This window comes from uncultured Bradyrhizobium sp., from assembly GCF_964252615.1.
Lineage (GTDB): Bacteria > Pseudomonadota > Alphaproteobacteria > Rhizobiales > Xanthobacteraceae > Bradyrhizobium.
The window spans coordinates 38550-53930 of record NZ_CAXUNQ010000009.1; the positions used below are offsets into that span (position 1 = coordinate 38550).

At 63.4% G+C, this 15381-nt stretch carries 12 protein-coding genes; 7 read left to right on the forward strand and 5 right to left on the reverse strand.

Annotated features, from left to right (window positions below):
- Positions 1 to 51 precede the first annotated feature (51 nt).
- The 7 genes from ACFE72_RS07750 (at position 52) to ACFE72_RS07780 (ending at position 9639) form a co-directional block, all read left to right on the forward strand.
- Positions 52 to 207, forward strand: coding sequence for a DUF3096 domain-containing protein (locus ACFE72_RS07750; protein ID WP_375412492.1), 156 nt, complete (start codon positions 52 to 54; stop codon positions 205 to 207).
- 92 nt (positions 208 to 299) lie between these two features.
- Positions 300 to 3149 carry a pyruvate, phosphate dikinase gene (gene ppdK / locus ACFE72_RS07755; RefSeq protein ID WP_375412493.1) on the forward strand — a complete coding sequence of 950 codons (2850 nt, stop codon included), beginning with the start codon at positions 300 to 302 and terminating at the stop codon, positions 3147 to 3149.
- A 188-nt stretch (positions 3150 to 3337) separates the two neighbouring features.
- Positions 3338 to 4504, forward strand: a complete 1167-nt coding sequence (locus ACFE72_RS07760; RefSeq protein WP_375412494.1) for an IS481 family transposase — start codon at positions 3338 to 3340, stop codon at positions 4502 to 4504.
- Between the two features lie 285 nt (positions 4505 to 4789).
- Positions 4790 to 6229: a cell wall hydrolase gene (locus tag ACFE72_RS07765; protein ID WP_375412495.1), complete on the forward strand. Its 1440-nt coding sequence runs from the start codon at positions 4790 to 4792 to the stop codon at positions 6227 to 6229.
- Between the two features lie 417 nt (positions 6230 to 6646).
- Positions 6647 to 7897, forward strand: coding sequence for an MFS transporter (locus ACFE72_RS07770; RefSeq protein ID WP_375412496.1), 1251 nt, complete (start codon positions 6647 to 6649; stop codon positions 7895 to 7897).
- 41 nt (positions 7898 to 7938) lie between these two features.
- Complete coding sequence (locus ACFE72_RS07775; RefSeq protein WP_375412497.1) at positions 7939 to 8925, forward strand: MDR family oxidoreductase; 987 nt, start codon at positions 7939 to 7941, stop codon at positions 8923 to 8925.
- A gap of 114 nt (positions 8926 to 9039) precedes the next feature.
- Entirely contained in the window at positions 9040 to 9639 is a 600-nt protein-coding gene (locus ACFE72_RS07780; RefSeq protein ID WP_375412498.1) for a hypothetical protein, read from the forward strand.
- A 37-nt stretch (positions 9640 to 9676) separates the two neighbouring features.
- Here ACFE72_RS07780 and ACFE72_RS07785 read toward each other — a convergent pair whose 3' ends face one another.
- From ACFE72_RS07785 to ACFE72_RS07805, 5 genes are all read right to left on the reverse strand, one after another.
- Positions 9677 to 12334, reverse strand: coding sequence for a DUF2339 domain-containing protein (locus ACFE72_RS07785; protein WP_375412499.1), 2658 nt, complete (start codon positions 12332 to 12334; stop codon positions 9677 to 9679).
- Positions 12335 to 12464: 130 nt separating this feature from the next.
- The gene (locus ACFE72_RS07790; protein WP_375412500.1) at positions 12465 to 12971 is read right to left on the reverse strand and encodes a tyrosine phosphatase family protein; all 507 of its coding nucleotides are present in this window, start codon (positions 12969 to 12971) and stop codon (positions 12465 to 12467) included.
- Positions 12972 to 13112: 141 nt separating this feature from the next.
- Positions 13113 to 13727, reverse strand: coding sequence for a YfbR-like 5'-deoxynucleotidase (locus ACFE72_RS07795; protein ID WP_375412501.1), 615 nt, complete (start codon positions 13725 to 13727; stop codon positions 13113 to 13115).
- Positions 13727 to 14353 (reverse strand): DNA-3-methyladenine glycosylase I, encoded by a 627-nt coding sequence (locus ACFE72_RS07800; RefSeq protein ID WP_375412502.1) that lies wholly within the window; start codon positions 14351 to 14353, stop codon positions 13727 to 13729. Before ACFE72_RS07800 ends, ACFE72_RS07795 begins: the two co-directional genes overlap by 1 nt.
- Positions 14350 to 15231 carry a YgfZ/GcvT domain-containing protein gene (locus tag ACFE72_RS07805; RefSeq protein ID WP_375412503.1) on the reverse strand — a complete coding sequence of 294 codons (882 nt, stop codon included), beginning with the start codon at positions 15229 to 15231 and terminating at the stop codon, positions 14350 to 14352. Before ACFE72_RS07805 ends, ACFE72_RS07800 begins: the two co-directional genes overlap by 4 nt.
- Positions 15232 to 15381 lie beyond the last annotated feature (150 nt).

A 15381-nucleotide genomic window follows, 5' to 3' on the forward strand; every position in this document is an offset into this window, starting at 1 on the left:
TTCGGCATTTCCCCGACATCCCCCAGGATCCCGACATCAGGAGAAATTTCAATGGTCATCACCGCAGCCCACATTCAGCCGATCGTGGCGCTTGTTGCCGGCGTCCTCATCCTGATCATGCCGCGTTTTCTCAATCTGGTCGTGGCGATCTATTTGATTTTCATCGGTCTGGCAGGTCTCGGTCTGTTCAAGATGTTTAAGATGTAGCGCTAAACCCAGGTTCCGTGCCTTGCATGGAACCGGCAAAACGTGGTGTAAGGCGCGCAACCTCCACCCCTCCTGCGGATGATCTGTCAGCCATGGCCAAAGCCGCCTCGAAGACCAAAAAAGTCGCAGCAAAATCAAAGCAATCAGCGCCCGTGCGCTCCACGTCCGCGGCCCCGGCCAGCGCGCGCAAGTCGCTGCCGAAGAGCGTGGCCAAGGCCGCGCCGAAACCGGCGGCGCCAAAGCCGGCTGCCGATACTGCGAAATCCGGCAAATGGGTCTTTACGTTCGGCGACGGCAAGGCCGAAGGCAAGGCGAGCATGCGCGATCTGCTCGGCGGCAAGGGCGCCAACCTCGCCGAGATGGCCAATCTCGGTTTGCCGGTGCCGCCCGGTTTCACGATCCCCACCTCGGTCTGCACCTATTTTTACGCCCATGATAAATCCTATCCGGAGGAATTGAAGGCGCAGGTCGAAAGGGCGCTGGAGCAGGTCGGCAAGATCGCAGGCAAGGGATTTGGCGACCCGAAAAATCCGCTGCTGGTCTCGGTGCGCTCCGGCGGCCGTGCCTCGATGCCCGGCATGATGGACACCGTGCTCAATCTTGGCCTCAACGACACCACGGTCGAAGCGCTGGCCGCGATGTCGGGCGACCGCCGTTTCGCCTATGACAGCTATCGCCGCTTCATCACCATGTATTCGGACGTCGTGCTCGGCTTCGAGCATCATCATTTCGAGGACATCCTCGATACCTTCAAGGACAGTCAGGGCTATACGCTCGACACCGACCTCACCGGCGACGACTGGATCGATCTGGTCGGACGCTACAAGGACGCGGTAGCGCGCGAGACCGGCAAGGATTTCCCGCAGGATCCCCACGCGCAATTGTGGGGCGCGATCGGCGCGGTATTTTCGTCCTGGATGAACGCGCGCGCGGTAACCTATCGCCGGCTGCACGACATTCCGGAATCCTGGGGCACCGCCGTCAATGTGCAGGCGATGGTGTTCGGCAATATGGGCGAGACCTCCGCGACCGGCGTCGCCTTCACCCGCAATCCATCGACCGGCGAGAGCAAGCTCTACGGCGAATTCTTGATCAACGCGCAGGGCGAGGACGTCGTGGCGGGCATCCGTACGCCGCAGGACATCACCGAAGCCGCGCGCAAGGAGTCCGGTTCCGACAAGCCATCAATGGAAACGGCGATGCCGGACGCATTCAAGGAATTGACCCGCATCTATAAGCAGCTCGAAAAGCATTACCGAGACATGCAAGACATGGAGTTCACCGTCGAGGACGGCAAGCTCTGGATGCTGCAGACCCGCGGCGGCAAGCGCACCGCCAAGGCGGCGCTGCGCATCGCGGTCGAACTCGCCAATGAAGGCCTGATCTCGAAGAACGAGGCGGTGGCGCGGATCGATCCGGCGTCGCTGGATCAACTGCTGCATCCCACCATCGATCCCTCCGCCAAGCGCGATGTCGTCGCGACCGGCCTGCCGGCATCGCCGGGTGCTGCCTCCGGCGAAATCGTGTTCTCTTCCGATGAGGCGACGAAACTGCAGTCCGACGGCCGCAAGGTTATATTGGTGCGGATCGAGACCAGCCCGGAAGACATCCATGGCATGCACGCCGCCGAAGGCATCCTGACCACCCGCGGCGGCATGACGTCGCATGCCGCGGTGGTCGCACGCGGCATGGGAAAACCCTGCGTGTCCGGCTGCGGAACGATCCGCGTCGACTACGGCCGTGGCACCATGAGCATCGGCAACCGCACCTTCAAGACCGGCGATGTCATTACCATCGACGGTTCGCTGGGGCAGGTGCTGGCCGGGCGGATGCCGATGATCGAACCTGCGTTGTCAGGCGAGTTCGGAACGCTGATGAGCTGGGCCGATCAGGTCCGCAAGCTCGGCGTCCGGGTCAATGCGGACACGCCGGCCGATGCGCGCACCGCGATCAAGTTCGGCGGCGAGGGCATCGGCCTTTGCCGTACCGAACATATGTTCTTCGAGGAAACCCGCATCCGCACCGTGCGCGAGATGATCCTGGCAGAGGACGAGCAGGCCCGCCGTGCCGCGCTGTCCAAACTGCTGCCGATGCAGCGCGCTGATTTCGTCGAACTGTTTGAAATCATGAAGGGGCTTCCGGTCACCATCCGGCTGCTCGATCCGCCGCTGCATGAATTCCTGCCGCACACGCAAGCCGAAGTCGAGGAAGTCGCGCGCGCGATGAACACCGATCCGCGCCGTCTCGCCGATCGCGCCCGCGACCTCGCCGAGTTCAATCCGATGCTCGGCTTCCGCGGCTGCCGGCTTGCCATTGCCTATCCTGAAATCGCGGAAATGCAGTCGCGCGCGATTTTCGAGGCCGCGGTGGAAGCCGGCAAGCGCACCGGCAAGGCCGTAGGCCTCGAGGTGATGGTGCCGCTGATCGCGACCAGGACAGAATTCGACCTGGTCAAGGCGCGTATCGACGCCACGGCGCAGTCGGTGATGAAAGAGACCGGCGCGAAGCTGAGCTATCAGGTCGGCACCATGATCGAGTTGCCGCGCGCATGCCTGATGGCGGGCGATATCGCGGAAACCGCGGAGTTCTTCTCGTTCGGCACCAACGACCTGACGCAGACCACCTACGGTATCAGCCGCGACGACGCCGGCGGCTTCCTCGGCACCTATATCGCCAGGGGAATCCTGGAGATCGATCCGTTCATTTCGGTCGACCGCGATGGCGTTGGCGAACTGGTGAAGATCGGCGTCGAACGCGGGCGCAAGACAAGGCCCGATCTCAAGGTCGGCATTTGCGGCGAACACGGCGGCGATCCTGCCTCGGTAACGTTCTGTCACGAGATCGGCCTCGATTACGTCTCCTGCTCGCCCTACCGCGTGCCGATCGCCCGGCTCGCCGCGGCGCAGGCCGCACTGGGCAAGACCGCGGCGGGACAGGCCTAGTATCCGATATTACGAGACGTCGTCATCCGCGGGGGCCGACCCGCATATCCATCCCTCTTCGCCAGAGTCGTTGCGAAGCGGACGGATTGCGGGGTCAAGTGTTCAGACCGGAGACATCACCGACAGGTGTTCGGAGACATAGCCGACACATTGGATAGTGCATGGATTTGGCGATTCGGAGGCCAGCCATGCCATGGCGCGAGATGTCGGTGATGGAACAGCGACGAGAGTTTGTGCGGCTTGCGATGCAGGAAGGGGCTAACCGGCGGGAGCTATGCCGCAGGTTCGGCATTCATCCCTCGACGGCTTATAAATGGCTGGCCCGTTGGCGGGCTGACCAGGACGTTGCCGACCAGCCGCGGCGTCCGCTTGGCAGCCCGCGGCGGACGGCAAGCGCGCTCGAGCAGCGCGTTGTTGCGGTACGCGACGCGCATCCGGCCTGGGGGGCGCGCAAGATAGCGCGGTGCCTGCGGCGCGAGGACGTCAGCCCGCCGGCGGTCTCGACGGTACATCAGATCCTGCGCCGATCGGATCGCATCAAGGCGCCGTTGGGCGGCGCGGCGGCAAGCCAGCGCTTCGAGATGCCGGCGCCGAACATGTTGTGGCAGATGGACTTCAAGGGCTGGATCCGGCTCGGCAATGATGCGCAATGCCATCCGCTGACGGTGGTGGACGATCATTCGCGCTACGATGTAGCCCTGCAGGCCTGTGCCGATCAGCGCGGCGAGACCGTGCGCGACCGGCTTGAGATGACCTTCCGCCATTATGGCCTGCCGGATGCGTTCTTCGTCGACAACGGCACGCCGTGGGGAGACCCCTCCGGAGCGCGCTGGACCAGATTCGAGGTATGGCTGCTCAAGCTCGGCATCGGCGTCATCCACAGCCGGCCCTATCATCCGCAGGGCCGCGGCAAGAACGAGCGCTTCCACCGCACGCTCAAAGCCGAGGTGCTCGCATTGCGCTGCTTCCGCGATCTCGCCGAGACCCAGCGCGCCTTCGATGCCTGGCGCGAGGTCTACAACTTCGAGCGGCCCCATGAAGCGCTCGACCAGGAGGTGCCGGCCAGCCGCTACCGGCCGAGCAGACGGCCGTTACCCGACCGCCTGCCAGAGCCGGAATACGACACCGACGAGATCATACGCACCGTACCTGCCACCAAGGCCTATATCAGCTTCAAGGGCAGATCATGGAAGGTCCCGCAGGCCTTCTGTGGCGAGCGCCTGGCGATCAGGCCTACATCCGACGGCACCTACGGGGTTTTCTTCGCCGCCTACCAAGTCGCAACCATCGACTTGACGGACGGAAAAAGTGTCGGTCATGTCTCCGAACAGGTGTCGGCTATGTCTCCGGTCTGAACATCAAGCCCGGCAATGACGGAGGAAGATTTGGACGGCCGGGCCCGGCCATGACGAAAGTTTTTTCGTCAACGCGATGTTTACCACTTTCATGCGCGCGCGATTTACCAACGTTTTCGTTTGCACCGCGCCGATCCAAGCCAGTCCTTGCGTGTGGCGCGTCTGCATCGGCGATTAACTCCCTCGCAACCTAAATTAGATACACCCGACAAAGATCGAATTGCACCGAATGTGTCTGTCGATCGTGTGTGTGTGTAGCGTTGCGTTGCGTGCGTGAGTTTGTCGATGTCAGTATTGCGTAACCGGCCGAGGGGCGCGCGCTTCGCGTCCTTCGGTTTCGGTCTCTGCGTCTTCGCATTGATCCCGACCGAAACCGGATATCAGGATATCGCATCGTTGCTGGCCCGGCAGCCTGGGGTCGCCGAACGTTGGCAGAAGCGGGTATTCGCATCCGCCGTCAGTTCGATCCAGGTTGCGACCTTCTCTTTCGGCCGTCCGATCGGAACGTCATCTCAAGCCAGCAAGACGTTTCAACTGGCGAGCCTGGACAATCAGGGCATCGACATCACAGGCTCGGTGACCCGCAATCCGATCGTGCAGGCGCCGCCGCGCTATCAGGCGTCCGATTTTCCCACGGTTGATCGCACCCTGAAGGGCGACCGCCTCGCCAGCGCAGCGCCCGAGCGTGCGGCGCCGGCGGAGGCGGCACCCTCCCATGAAGATCCATCGACCTCGAACGCATCGGTGATGGGCGCGAAGACCGTTTCTACCGCGCCTGCCGCGGATCCCGGGCCGCTCGATCCTGAACTCGCGGAAGCGCTGAAGGCGCCGCCGCTGCCGCAGTATCCGCAATACGATGTGTCAATGTCGCTGGAGTTGCAGCCGCTCAACGGTTCGAAGCGCGAGACCGCGGTCGAGCCCGCGCCGCAGCGCGACGGTTTCGCGGTCAAGACCGCGAGCCTGTTTTTTGGAAGCTCATCGCTTGGCGCATCCATCGACGGCATGGAACGCTGGCAGCCCGGCGAAGAGCCGACGATCGTGTTGCACGGTCCCGATCCCGACATGAAGGTGACGGCCTCGCTGCCGGTTGCGGCCGGCGATCCATCCAAAGCCGGCGAAAGCATTGCCAGCAAAGGCGAGGTCAACAGCGGCAATCAACGCCTCAAGACGCCGGCCGAACGGCTCGGCCTGCTGGAGGAGAAAACACGCGGCAAGTCGGAAAAATGTCTCGCCGAAGCAGTCTATTTCGAGGCCCGCGGCGAGGCCGTCCGCGGCCAGATTGCGGTGGCCCAGGTGGTGATGAACCGCGCCTTCTCCGGCTTCTATCCGAATACGGTGTGCGGCGTCGTCTATCAGAACAAGCACCGCCATCTCGCCTGCCAGTTCACCTTCGCCTGCGACAACGTCGCCGATGTCGTGCGCGAACCCGGCATGTGGGACCGTGCCAGGAAGATCGCAAAAGCAATGCTCGACGGCCAGTTGTGGCTGCCGGAAGTCGCCAAGTCGACGCATTACCACGCCTATTGGGTGCATCCGTCGTGGGTGCATGAAATGAAGAAGATGTACAAATTCGGCGTGCACACCTTCTATCGGCCGCGCGCCTGGGGTGACGGCAGCGAAGCGCCGAGTTGGGGCACCCAGGCGCAGACCGCGGAAATCTCCGCGAAACTCGCCGAGGCCGGCCGCAGCTCCGCCGAACTGACCACGGCCAACTTCCGTCGCTAGACCCCCGAATCGCCGCAAGTTTAACCGTGATCCTGAGAGGCCGACCGAAAAAGCAGTCAATATTTCCCTGCTCTTGCCGTCGAATTGAAATGGATCACTTTCGTCATGGCCGGGCTTCGTCCCGGCCATCCACGTCTTTCTCGCTTCAGCGCCTTTAAGACGTCGATGCCCGGCACAAGGCCGGGCATGACGAACCAATGGCAACGCCTGATTCATTGGATGCTTTTTCGGCCAGACTCCGAGGAGCCGCGCGCTGCAGGCTTCGAAGCGCGCTTCCGAGGGCGAGCCCCAGGACGACCGTGGTGTTGCGGCTGTTTTTGCATCGCTGCATTGCAGCCGGCGTTTTCCCGTACATCCCGGTTGGCGCTTCCCATGCAAATGCATTAACTTCCCGGATCACATTCGAGGACCGATTGCATGGCGGCGACTGAAATCGACCTGCGCGCGACCCCCGTCGCCCCCGGCTGGCGCACGCCGCTGGTGATCATCATCTGCGGTTGCGCAATCGCCTTGTTGAGCTTCGGACCGCGGTCGAGCCTCGGTTTTTTCGTGCAACCCATGAGCCGGGAGTTTTCCTGGGGCCGCGACGTATTCGGCCTCGCGCTTGCCGTTCAGAACCTGTTATGGGGCCTGGGCCAGCCGGTTGCCGGCGCGATCGCCGACCGGTTTGGGGTCTTGCGGGTGATGTGTGTCGGCGCCGTTCTTTATGCCGGCGGCCTGTTCGTGATGCGCTATGCGGCCACTCCGCTATCGCTGGATCTCGGCGCCGGCGTTTTGATCGGCTTTGGATTGTCCGGCTGCTCGTTCAACCTGGTGTTGTCCGCCTTCAGCAAGCTGCTGCCGCCGGAGCGGCGCGGTCTGGCGCTTGGCGCCGGAACCGCCGCGGGATCGTTCGGACAATTCCTGTTTGCGCCATTCGGCGTCGCCATGATCGACAGTTTCGGCTGGCAGTCGGCGCTGACGGTATTTGCGCTGCTGATGCTGCTGATCATACCGTTGTCGCTGGCGCTGGCTACCCCGCCTGCGACATCGGCCGCCGTGCCCGCTTCGGATCAACAGTCGTTCCGGACCGCGCTGGCGGAAGCGTTCGGCCATCGCTCCTATGTGCTGCTGGTGCTGGGATTCTTCACTTGCGGCTTTCAGCTTGCCTTCATCACCGTTCATCTTCCGTCCTATCTGGTCGACCGCGGCGTGCCGGTTCAGACCGGCGGCTGGGTTGTCGCCGCGATCGGGCTGTTCAACATCATCGGCTCGCTGAGTGTGGGCTGGCTGCAGAACCTGTTTCCAAAGCGCTATATTCTTTCGATCATCTATTTTACCCGGGCGCTGTCGATCGTCGCCTTCATCTCGTTCCCGATAACGACGTTCTCCGCAATCGCGTTCGGCGTCGTCACCGGGCTGACCTGGCTGTCCACGGTGCCGCCGACCTCGGCGCTGGTGGCGCTGATGTTCGGTACCCGCTGGTTCGCGACGCTGTACGGATTTGCCTTTGTCAGCCACCAGGTGGGCGGATTTCTCGGCGTGCTGCTGGGCGGCATCGTGTTCGAGAAATTCGGCTCCTACATGCCGATCTGGTGGCTGTCGGTGCTGTTCGGCGTGCTGTCGGCGCTGATCAACCTGCCGATCGTCGAAGCGCCGGTGGCCCGCGCGGTTGCACAACCTGCCTGATCCGTTAACGTAAACCCGACAAGAACTTTAAGGAGTTGAGGTTGGGAACGTTCAAGGCGATCCGCATCGACAAGGCGGGGAACGGCACCACGGTCGCGCTGACGCAATTTGATGAAGCCGAGTTGATGGACGGTGACGTCACCGTCCGCATCGAATGGTCGACGTTGAATTACAAGGACGGCCTGGCGGTCACCGGCAAGGCGCCGGTGGTGCGGCGCTTTCCCATGATCGCCGGCATCGATTTCGCAGGCTCCGTCGAGGCGTCCTCGCATCCGGCTTGGAAGGCCGGCGACAAGGTTGTTTGCAACGGCTGGGGCATGGGCGAAACCCATCTCGGCGCCTATGCCGAAAAGGCGCGCGTCAAAGGTGACTGGCTGGTACGCTTGCCGGAAGGAATATCGATGCGCGATGCGATGGCGATCGGTACCGCCGGCTATACGGCGATGCTTTCGGTGCTGGCGCTGGAGCGACATGGCCTCACCCCAAAGAATGGTCCGATCGCGGTGACGGGCGCCGCCGGCGGCGTCGGTTCGGTGGCAATCGCGGTGCTTTCAAAGCTCGGTTATTACGTCATCGCCTCGACCGGACGCATGTCCGAATCCGGCTACCTGAAGGAACTCGGTGCCGCCGAGGTGATCGACCGCAATGAGTTGTCCGGCCCGGCCAAGCCGCTGGCCAAGGAACGCTGGACGGGGGGCGTCGACAGCGTCGGATCCACCACCCTCGCCAATCTGCTGTCGATGACGAAATATGGCGGCGCGGTTGCCGCCTGCGGTCTGGCCGCGGGCATGGACCTGCCATCCTCGGTGGCACCGTTTATTTTGCGCGGCGTGTCGCTGCTCGGTATCGAATCCGTAATGTGTCCGATGCCTTTGCGGAATGCCGCCTGGGCGCGGCTGGCGAGTGACCTCGATCACGGCAAACTTGCTGAAATCACTGAGGAAATCGGTCTAGACCAAGTCATTGCCGCGGGCGCGAAAATCCTCGCCGGCGAGGTCCGCGGCCGAATCGTGGTAAAAATTCTCTAACGATGTTCAGACTTTACCAACCAACCTGCTCCAAAGTTGCCACGGTTGGTATGGTAAGCATCGGGTAAAGAACGTCAGGCGGTCATCCCGCGCTCGGTTGGTCGGAGTTACAGCATGGTAGTGCGTTTTGTATTGGGTACCGTTGTTGCTGCTGCAGTGGCGGTGCCGGCAATCGCGGGGCAGACGATGAATGCCGACGAAGCCCGCAGGTTTGTGGCGGGCAAGGTGTTCGCATTCACCTGCTTCGACGGCACCCGTGGCGCAGGCCGCATTCTCGATGATGGCGGCGCCGCCGGCGCGGTGCAGTTTGCCGGCGCCGGCCCGACGCGCCACCTCCGGCTTCCCGGCAATACCTTGCAGGTGCGCGGCCAGGCGGTCTGCGCGTCGCTGAAAGGAATTCCATTCGAGCCGTGTTTTAATCTGGTCAAGAATAACGAGCGCAGCTTTCGCGGCTCGGTGTCGGGCATGGGGTTCGCCTATTGCGATTTCCGCCACCAGGGCGGCCATATGCTGATGGCACGCGCCGTGGCGCGTCCGCGTTTGTTGCAGCCACCGGAACAGACCCGCTCCGCCGATGCCTCCCGCACCGAAATCTCGGCGCGCGTCGAGACGCCGCGGGTCGATAGCGCCGGAATCGAGCCGGTCAAATCGGAGGCGCATGTCGCGCCCGCAAAGCCTGAAGCGGCACCGGAACTGCGCCGCTCGACGGATTGATTCGCCGCGCAGGAGCGCGGCTCTTCAGATGACGGATTCATCCCTCTGGCTGTACTGAAGGTTGGCTGGGCATTATCGCCGCACGGCGGAACAGGATCCGCTGATACAGCCAGCCGATCGGCAACAGCACCAGGCCGAGGCAGATGAACGACAGCGCGCGATAGACGTCGCTCAGGGTTGATATGTCGATCACGAACACCTTTGCGATCGTCAGCGCGATGACGGCCGCCGATGCGAGCCGCGCGCGCTGCGAGTTGAAAAGGATGCCTGCGCCGAGCAGCCCCACGCCGAATGCCAGCCATGCCACCGAATAGGTGTATTGCTCAGCCCCGGTGGTGGGGCCTCTGCTCAGGATCGGGCCGTGATAGAGCCGGCGGATTTCAAATGTGACATAGGTCAGCGCGAGAACCAGCGCGAACGCCGCGATGGTGTTGGCATAGGAGGCGCGACGCCGGCCCGCCACCACATAGGACAGCAGCAGCGCAAGCACCGCCGGCATCGCGTAGCCGAGCAACAGAAGGTTGAAGAAGACGCCGCCGACATTGGTCGGCCAGAATATCGGCGTCTCCAGCAGCATCAGGCCGAATATGGTGGCCAGTCCGGCAAACACGGTGAGCAGGATTGCACCGGCATTGTGGACGATGCTGCCGGTACGGATGCGCAGCCGTTCCAGCCCGATTGCCATCGCCAGCGCGATACAGACGTCCAGCGCGATCTCGGTCAGGCTTGTGGCGTTGTAAATATCGCCGTTGTAGACCGCATGGCGGATTTCCATGAACGCCAGCAGCGCCGTGAACAGGATTGCCGCCGCCTCGACGGTCCGCAGCGCCGCGTCGTCGCCGCGGCGGCGCAGCAAGACGCTGGCGCTCCAGAACGACAGCGCCGGGACGCCATACCCCCACAGCAGCCAGTTGAAGATCGGCGTGGTGCCTACCGCGTCGCCGGCGATCCGCGGCTCGTAGCCGATCCGCGCCACCACGATGCCGGCGAGGATCGCCGCAAGCGAGCGCAGGAACGGAATCGGGCGCTGCATCGACATCCACGCGGTACCCAACGACATCAGCGCCAGCGCGATCGTCAGCCAGCCTTTTTCCAGCGCAAAGGTCAGCGCGAGCGCGATTGCCGCAAGCGTACCGGCCGCGAACAGCGCAGTCGATATCGGCATTCCCGGCCGGTCGTTGCGCTTGCCTAAGCTTTCCGTTGCCGCGCCGAACGCCGCCGCGAGCACGACCGCGACAATCGCGAACGGGATCGAGCGATCGAGATGTGCGATGCGGGCATACGACGCGATCAATAATGCAAGCGGTGTGAACACCGCCGTTGCCGACCATACCACCGGCACAATGGCGCGGACGGAGCGGCCTTGCGCCAGAAATCCGGCAGCGCCGAAGCCGACCGCGAAGATCGCCGCAGTCACCAGGTGCAATGTCACCGAGCCGTCGGTGGCGTTCGGCGCGATGCCGGGCAGCGGGCCGCCGGGCAACACCAGCATGTCCGGATTGCCGCGCACCGCCCATTCGGCGAACACGACGAAGACCAACGCCGCAGCCGCGATCAGTGCGCCAGCGGCAGCCTCGGCACGCCACGCGGCGAACAAGGTACCGGCGATCAGCAGCGCGAACACGATCATGGCGATGTCGGCGTGAAAACTGTTGAGCACGATCATGGCGGCGCCGAGCAGATAGGCCGCGAGCGCTCCAGATGAGATCGGCTCGATGCGGCCTTGCTCGGCCGGCGGTCCGAACATCAATCCGCATACCACCAGCAATGCCGCGAGCATGAACCCGGCGATGACGTGGAAGGCATGCGGTCCCACCATCGACGGCCCGCATTGCAGGCAGGGGAAGGTCCACAGCGTTGCCAGTACGATGGTGGTCACGGCAAGCCAGCGCCACAGCCGAATCCGCGCGAGGCCGAAGGCCGCAGCGGTGACCACGGCGAGATAGAGATACAGCGCCCAGAGGTCCGGCTTCTCCGAGGAGATCAGGATCGGCGTGGCGAAGGCGGCGGCGATACCAAGGCCGGCCAGCGCCGGACCGTGCAGCATCGCAGCGGCCAAGGTGCCCAGGGCAACCAGGCCCAGCAGGATGAACGCCGTCGCCGGAACGAGAAAATCGTAAAGCGCATAGGCGGCATAGACCGTGGCGAACGCCACGGCCGTGCCGGCCGCGGTGAGAATAGCGGGAATGTTGGCGGTCGGCAGGGGCTCGACTGCGGCCAGATATTCCTTGCGCCGGGTCCATTCGCCGGCGGCGAGCAGTGCCAGCGCGAACAGGCCGCCGAGCAGGACGCGCACGCCGGGTCCAAGCAGGCCTTGTTCGATCGAATAGCGGACCATGAAGAACCCGCCGAGCGCCAGGGTCAGGCCGCCGATCCAGACCACCCAGCGGGTACCGATGCGCTCCTCGAAGCCGGGCGCGGGCTGCGATGCAGGGGATGACGCCGGAATGCCGGATGCGGGCGATGCCGGCCGAATTGGCGGTGAAAGTGCTTCCGTGCCTTCCATCCCGAGTCCGGATGCAGGCACGAGCGGCGCTTGACGGGCCGGCGGTGAACTGACTGCGACCGCAGCCAGCCCCGGCGCCCCCGCTTCAATCGCGTCCAGCCGGTCGCGCAACGCGTCGACCTGATTGAACGCCTTGCGTGCGAAAATAAACGCGACGATGGCAATCACGAGGGCGAAAAATTCAAACATTGAACGACACCTTAGGAGTCACGGGCCGGGCATGCTGCGGCATGGCAAGCGCCCGCTTCCGGGGCGTCGCACCTGCGTGTGTGTCAATGTCGGTAACTTAAGTTCAAGCGCGGCAAACTATTTTGGCCGCTCAGTCGAGATCGACGCGAAACGGCCGGCCTTCGACGGTCATGTTGCCCGGGCCCATTTCGTCGAGCGCGCGAACCATCCGTCCGTCACGCTGGAGGGCCTTGTCGGCAAGGCTCACGATCAGCCGATTCGGCTGGGCGATCGGCGAGGCCTGGCGAATTTGGCGGGCGATCGAGATCTCGTCGCGATGCGGATTGAGCATGCAGGCCGCGGCAAAGGCGCTCGCGGTGGAGCGGCTGATGCCGGCATAGCAATGGACCACCAGCGGCGCGCTCCGGTTCCAGCCGCGCACAAAGTTAAGGACCTGCTCGATGTGCAGGTCCGACGGCGCCACGAACCCATCCATGTGCTCGGTAATGTCATCCATTGAAACCTTGAGATGGTTGGCCTCCAGCACCGATACGGGCCGCTGCACCTGGTTGACATTGGCCATCACGGTGAGGATGTGGCTCGCGCCCGTGGCTTTGACGGTTTCAGGAAGGGCTGCGAGCGAGCAAACGTGAATCATGGCGGTCCTTGTATCGCGCGATTATAGGACCGCGCGCCCGCGGTTGGAAGTACGTAGGGCAAAGCGAGTATGCCCACCACCGCCAATTCACTCGCTTTCAAGATCGGATGGCATGGCACACAGCGCCTTGCCCACCCGGACTCAAGCGTGCAGCGTCTCGAATCTTGCAAGGAACCGCTTCTCGGCCTTGGCGGCCGGCCACGGCGTCAGATAATCCTTCATGATCTCTGCCGGCAGGCCTGGATCCCCGCCGAACAGACGCTTTGCCTCGGCTTCCGCAAATCCCGCGAGCAGCGTCGCCTCGAGATACGCCGCGCCCCGGTCGGCTGCCTTGATCTGCCGCGTAAGGTCGGCGGACAACACCGGCGACAGCCCGAAGCGGATATGGATTGCGGACAGCAGCCGTTTTTCCACGGCCTTGTAGGCGCCGTCGAGCACTGCCTTGAACGGTGAGATCATGTCGCCGATGACATATTCCGGCGCGTCGTGCAGAAGCGCGGCGAGCCGCGCATGATGATCGGCACCCGGCGACTGCTTGCGCATCACAGCCTCGACCAGCAATGTATGTTGCGCCACCGAAAAAATATGCGCGCCGTTGGTCTGTCCGTTCCAGCGCGCGACCCGCGCCAAGCCGTGGGCGATGTCCGCGATCTCGACGTCCAGCGGCGACGGGTCAAGCAGATCCAGGCGCCGTCCCGACAGCATGCGCTGCCAAGCGCGGGTCGAAAGCTGCGATGCGATTGCGGCCTTCGCCATCATTTCACTTTGAGACGGGGCATACGCTTCTTGCCGGCACAGGTATCGTGGCAATGACATGTCACCAGATGATCGTTGACCAAGCCGGTGGCCTGCATGAAGGCATAGACGATTGTCGGCCCGACGAACTTGAACCCGCGCGCGGACAATTCCTTCGAGATCTTGATCGACAATGGCGTCGATGCCGGTACGCTCGCGGTGGTCTTGAAATTATTCACTTTCGGCTTGCCGTCGACGAAATCCCACAGGAATTTCGAGAAGCCGGGACCGTCGTCCATGATCTTCAGCCAGGATTTGGCGCTGCCAACAGCGGCTTCGACCTTGGCGCGATTGCGCACGATGCCGGCGTCGTTCATCAGTGCATGGATTTTCTTTCCGCCGTAGCGCGCGATCTTCTCCGGCTGGAAATCATCGAAGGCGCGGCGGAAATTATCGCGCTTGCGCAGGATCGTGATCCACGACAACCCGGCCTGGAAACCGTCGAGAACGAGCTTCTCGTACAGCGCCCGGTCGTCATATTCCGGCACGCCCCATTCGGTGTCGTGATAGGCTGTGTACAACGGGTCTTCGCCGGGCCACGGACACCGGATCAGGCCGTCGGCATGCAGGCGCGCTTTGCCGCTCATGCAACGGTCTTCTTCGGCGCCGGCTGGACGTCCTCCGGCTCCGCGAGGCGGATCGCGATACCACCGGCCATCAGCGGGGTTCCAACGTCGAGCGCGTCGGTGACGCGGTCGATCCGCACCAGCGCCAGACCCCGTCCGCCGCCCGACGAGCCCATGGTGCCCACGGGTTTGTCCCCGGCTACGATGGCGACGCCGGCCTCGGGGGCCAAGTCGTCGAGGATCAGGCGCGCCGTGCGCGTCCGTGCGGTGCCGCGATGCTGCATTCGCGATACGACTTCCTGTCCGACATAGCAGCCCTTGTCAAAATCGACGCCGTGCAACCGGTCCATATTGGTTTCGTGCGGAAATGCATCGCCATATATGAAGTCAATGCCGCCGCGGGGCGCGCCGCAGGCGATGCGGTGGGCATCGTAGTCCGTGCTGTCGACCAGGCCGGCGCCGATCAGGCTTGCGACTTTCGGCGCGAGTTCCTCCGGAATCAGGATGCGCCAGCCCAGTCTGTTGCCGCGCGGATCGGCGAAGGTCAGGTCGGGCTTGACAGCGGGATCGCCATCCCATGCTGCGAGCACGCCGAGACCGTCGGACAGGTTTTCGACGACAACCTTGGCACGCAGCTTGTAGAAGCCGAGCTTGCCGGCGAGGCCCTGCGCCAGCGCGCGCGGGCAATCGATCAGGAAGCCGCCGCCATGGCCCGAAGGCGCTTCGGTAATCAAAAAATCCACGACGATCTTGCCCTGCGGCGTCAGCAATGCCCCAAACCGGCCGAGTCCCGGCTGAACGAGGTCGACGTTGGTGGTCACGAGTCCATTGAGAAAATCGCGCGCGCCCTCGCCGCTGACCTTGACCACGCCCCGGTCGGGAAGAAACGCTGCTTTCATGTAGAATTCTCTTGTGACATGTTGCGGCGGAACGTAAGCCGCCGGGTCATAAACGACAAGGCCTGTGGCGGCCCCTCCGTCATTGCGAGCGCAGCGAAGCAATCCGGCAGCCGCAAGGAAATACCGGATTGCTTCCCCGTTTCGCTGCTC